This is a genomic window from Nocardia africana NBRC 100379 (assembly GCF_001612635.1).
GTDB lineage: Bacteria > Actinomycetota > Actinomycetes > Mycobacteriales > Mycobacteriaceae > Nocardia > Nocardia africana.
On record NZ_BDAV01000007.1, the window covers coordinates 437,462 to 441,717 of the forward strand.

Here is a 4,256-nt window from a genome sequence, read left to right on the forward strand (position 1 = left end):
ACCGAAACGACGGAGTCATGACCTCGACCGACACCGACACCACCGTCCTGCGCGAGCACACCGTGGCCGAGCGCCGACGCCTCGCCGAGCTGCTCGCGGGCCTCACGCCGGAGCAGTGGGCCGCGCCCTCGCTGTGTGCGGGCTGGCGAGTCCGCGAGGTGCTCGCCCATATGACGATGCCCTACCGCACATCCACGTGGTCGTTCGTGCGCGGGCTGGCCGGCGCGCGCTTCTCGTTCCACCGCTACGCCGACCGGGCCGCGCGCGCCGACACCGCGCGGATGAGCGATGCGGACCTGCTCGCGTCGCTGCGCGACAACGTCGACAACCCGTGGCGCCCGCCGGGTGGTGGTGCGGCGGGCGCGTTGAGCCACGACGTCATCCACGGCCTGGACATCACCGAACCCCTGGGACTGCCGCCGGCCCCGCCGGAACGGATCGCCCTCGTGCTCGACCATGCGAGCCCGAAATCGCTGCGCTACTTCGGCGTCGACTTGGCCGGCCGGCAACTGCGGGCCTCCGACGCACCCGTCACGCTGGGTTCGGGGACGCCGATCACGATGTGCGCCAAGGACATTCTGCTCACTGCCACCGGCCGCCGCCCGCTGCCGGCCGACTGACAGCGCGGGCCGGGGTCACGAGGCCGACCGTGCTCACAGGCCGCCGAGGCGTGCGAGCACGGCGAAAGCCGCGTCGTCGGCCGACCACAGCGCGTTGATCTCCGCGCGCGTGGCCTCGGCGGTGGCGGGGTTCTGCAGCGCCAGTCCGTTGGTCCAGACCACCACGTTGTAGCCGAGGTCGGCGACCTGGAGTAACGGCCCGGTGGCCACACCCTGGCCGAACAGCCGATCGAGTCCCTCGCCGACGAAGTAGAAGCGCCACAGCGGCCCGAGGTCGGCGTTGTACACCTGGTTCGTGCGATCGACGATCAGATCGCCGCTGCGGGCGATGGCGTCGACGATGTGGAAGAAGTCCGGCGCGTTCTCGGGTTTACTGCCCACCGCCGCCACCGCATAGGCGAGGTCGACCGTCAGGTGCGCGTTGTACCCGGCCATCGCGACCCTGGCGGGCGACTGGTCGCACTGCCCGGCCAGCTGGAAATACCAGGCCCAGTGCGGCTCGGGCGTGCCGCCGGTGAATTCCGCGTGCAGATTCACCAGGAATCGGCGCAGCAGTTCGTAACTGATCGCGTGGGCGTAGTCCGGATCGACGAAGGCGGTGGGATCGTGCTGCAGTGGCAGCACCGGCGACTGTTCCACGGCGTCGAGCCCCACATCGAACAGTCCGCGCCAATCATGATGGGAGGCAAGGATTTCGGTGATCCGATGGTTACGCGCCACGGCCTCGTCCAGCCGGTCGAGGGTGGGCCCGGCGCCGATGGTGGTGGTGTCCGACAACGCGGCGACGGTCTGTACCTCCGCAGCCGACAGCGGGGTGCCGCACTGCGCCTCGGCCACGGCCCCGGCCTGCGGCGCGGACGCGATCAGGGACGAAAAGCTGAGAGCCACAACGATCGACGCGATACGGAGCATACGGTGACCATCCTGTCCGGTGACGTACGGCGGTGTTGCCGATACGGTAACTGCTGTTCACTCCGAGCCCGTGCGTGCGGTCTCGGCCCCGGCCGCCGCCGCATGGTCGCCGCGAACACGATCCTCCAGGCGGGCGCCCTCGATGTCGAGGTCCGGGACGAGACGCCCGAACCAGCGTGGGTGGTACCACATCCGGTTGCCGGCCAGCGCCATCACGGCCGGCACCAGCGTCAGCCGGACCACGAAGGCATCGAGGAGCACGCCGACCGCCAGGGTGAACGCGAGCGGTTTGACGATGGGGTTGTCGACGGAGACGAAGGCGACGAACACCCCGAACATGATGAGCGCGGCGGCCGTCACCACCCGGGCGGAATGTGCCACTCCGTTCTGCACCGACGCGATCGCGTCGGCGGTGTGACTGTGTTCCTCCTTGATCCGCGACACCACGAAGATCTGGTAGTCACTGGAGAGGCCGAAGATGATGGCCAGGATGATGATCGGCAGAAAGCTCAGCGTCTGTCCCGCAGTGACATCGAAAAGTCCTGCACCCCAGCCCCATTGGAAGACGGCGACCTGCGCTCCCAGCGCGGAGAAGACGGACAGGACGAACCCGGCGATCGAGGACAGCGGAACGAGCACCGTCCGAAACGCGATGGTCAGCAGAACCAATGCCAGTCCGACGACGACACCGAGGAAGACCGGCAGCGCGCCCGCCAAGCGGTCGGAGGTATCGATATTCGCCGCGGTCGTCCCGCCGACCAGGTAACTCACGCCGAGATCTCCGGTCAGGCGCGGGCGGTCGTCGCGCAGGCGGGTGACCAGATCCGCAGTGGCGTCGTCGGTGGGGCCGGTCTTCGGAATCACCTGGACCAGCACCAGATTGTCGCCGGTGCCCGCGGGCTGCACGAGCGCCACGTTCGGTTCCTGTTGCAATCGAGCGATCAGCGTCTGCACGGCGTCGGGGGCGGCCGCGTGCGTGGTGTCGGTGGGCAACAGCAGCGGGCCGTTGAATCCGGGCCCGAACGAATTGTCCACGAGCACAAAGGCTTTGTGTGCTGTGCTCGAGTCCGGCTGGGAGGCGCCGCTGGGCAGGCCGAGATCGAGCCGGGTCACCGGCAGCGCCAGGATCACCAGCACGGCGATACCGAGAATCAGCAGCGGTATCCGGAAGCGGGTGACGGTGCGCCCCCAGGCGTGCCCGACGGTGCGTTCGGGTTCGTTCGCGGCGATGCGCGCGACCTTTTCCGGGCGTCCGGGATGCAGCGGCGGTGAGATGAACTTCGCCACCGTCTCGCCCGCGATGCGCAGCAGCGCCGGTAACAGCGTCAAGGCGACCAGCATCGCGACGAGCACCGTGCCCGCCGCGGTCAGGCCCATCACGGTCAGGAAGGGGATGTCGGCGACCGACAGGCCGCACAGGGCGATGATCACCGTCACCGCGGCGAAGACCACCGAACTGCCCGCCGTGCCCACGGCCAGCGGAATCGACTCCGCCACCGTCGTTCCGCGCAGGATGTTGTTGCGGTGCCGCGAGAGGACGAACAGCGCGTAGTCGATTCCGCAGGACAGTCCCAGCATCAACGCCAGCGACATCGCCGCCGAGGGCACATCGACGAATGCCGCCACCCCCAGCACACCGGTCACGCCGATCCCGACCCCGATCAACGCGGTGAGCACCGGGAGTCCGGCCGCCACCACCGCACCGAAGGTGATCAGCAGAATGACGAATGCGGCGGCGATACCGACTATTTCGGGGCCCTCGGGGATCTCGGCGGTGAATCCCGGGTAGACGGCTCCGGAGAATTCGACCTGCATTCCGGTTGCCCGCGCAGGCGTAGCGACCCGGGTGACCTCGTCGAGTGTGCTCTCGGCGACCTCACCCGCAGAGACCGAGAACTGCACACTTCCCAGCGCCACCCGCTGATCGGGTGAGATCGCATGCGCGTCGAAGGGATCCACCACCGTCGCGACCTGAGGCAGGCCCCGGAAGCCGGCCATCGCCTGCTCGATGTCGGCATGAGGTTGCGCGTCGGTGACCTTCGCACCGCCGGGCGCCGCGAACACCACCTGCATCTGGGCGCCGCTGTAGGCGGGCATCCGCTGCTGCAGCAACGACACCGCATCCTGTGACTCCGTCCCGGGAACGGTGAAATTGTCGGTGGTCCGGCCACCGGATCCGACCCCGAATCCGATCGCGCCGCCGAGCAGGACGATCCAGACGACCAGCACCCACCAGCGATGCCGGGTTACCAGACCACCGAGCACGAACAGGTATCTCGACATCGAATTCCTCGATTCGATCGGCCTATCGACACATCGGACCATCATCGACCATCGCGCACGCGGCCGTCGAGGGCGGCACGCTGAGCGGTCCCGCTAACATTCAGCAGACGCCCCCCGGGCGAGTTCCAGCGTCATCCGCCGCTGCCCGCTCTCCAAGCGCGAGAACGTACTTTCCGACACTCCGGTGCTCGCCGCGAGGTCGGCGAGGGTGAACGGGTACGACCGCACATCGATCGCGAAGGAGCCGCCATGCCCACCGCCCGCCGGAAGGACACCCCGCCACCGCGAACGGGAACCGATGAGCTCGCGCTGCCGCGGCCGGGACGCCCGGGCCCAGCGTCCGCTGGGCTCTGACCCACATGATCGAGGAGACCGGCCGCCACGCCGGTCACGCCGATATCCTGCGCGAACTGATCGACGGCGCGACCGGGCGCTGAAAAT

At 68.6% G+C, this 4,256-nt stretch carries 3 protein-coding genes and 2 pseudogenes; 2 read left to right on the forward strand and 3 right to left on the reverse strand.

From position 1 onward, the window contains the following. Positions 1-17: 17 nt before the first annotated feature. Positions 18-620, forward strand: a complete 603-nt coding sequence (locus tag NA3_RS13815) for a maleylpyruvate isomerase family mycothiol-dependent enzyme (RefSeq protein WP_062964051.1) — start codon at positions 18-20, stop codon at positions 618-620. A gap of 33 nt (positions 621-653) precedes the next feature. Here the strand turns inward: NA3_RS13815 and NA3_RS13820 are convergent, their stop codons facing one another. The 3 genes and pseudogenes from NA3_RS13820 to NA3_RS38185 form a co-directional block, all read right to left on the reverse strand. Then, the gene (locus tag NA3_RS13820) at positions 654-1,532 is read right to left on the reverse strand and encodes a DUF5995 family protein (RefSeq protein ID WP_062963970.1); all 879 of its coding nucleotides are present in this window, start codon (positions 1,530-1,532) and stop codon (positions 654-656) included. Positions 1,533-1,589: 57 nt separating this feature from the next. After that, complete coding sequence (locus NA3_RS13825; protein WP_062963971.1) at positions 1,590-3,815, reverse strand: MMPL family transporter; 2,226 nt, start codon at positions 3,813-3,815, stop codon at positions 1,590-1,592. Positions 3,816-3,935: 120 nt separating this feature from the next. Then, positions 3,936-4,049 (reverse strand): annotated as a pseudogene (locus NA3_RS38185) (helix-turn-helix domain-containing protein); the annotation flags it as partial. A 98-nt stretch (positions 4,050-4,147) separates the two neighbouring features. Between NA3_RS38185 and NA3_RS35995 the strand changes: the two are divergent. Beyond that, positions 4,148-4,252, forward strand: a pseudogene (locus tag NA3_RS35995) (mycothiol transferase); the annotation flags it as partial. Positions 4,253-4,256 lie beyond the last annotated feature (4 nt).

Coding starts and splice junctions, on each gene's coding strand:
- NA3_RS13820 (WP_062963970.1), bottom strand. CDS start 1,532: ATGCTCCGTATCGCGTCGATCGTTGTGGCTCTCAGCTTTTCGTCCCTG.
- NA3_RS13825 (WP_062963971.1), bottom strand. CDS start 3,815: ATGTCGAGATACCTGTTCGTGCTCGGTGGTCTGGTAACCCGGCATCGC.
- NA3_RS13815 (WP_062964051.1), top strand. CDS start 18: ATGACCTCGACCGACACCGACACCACCGTCCTGCGCGAGCACACCGTG.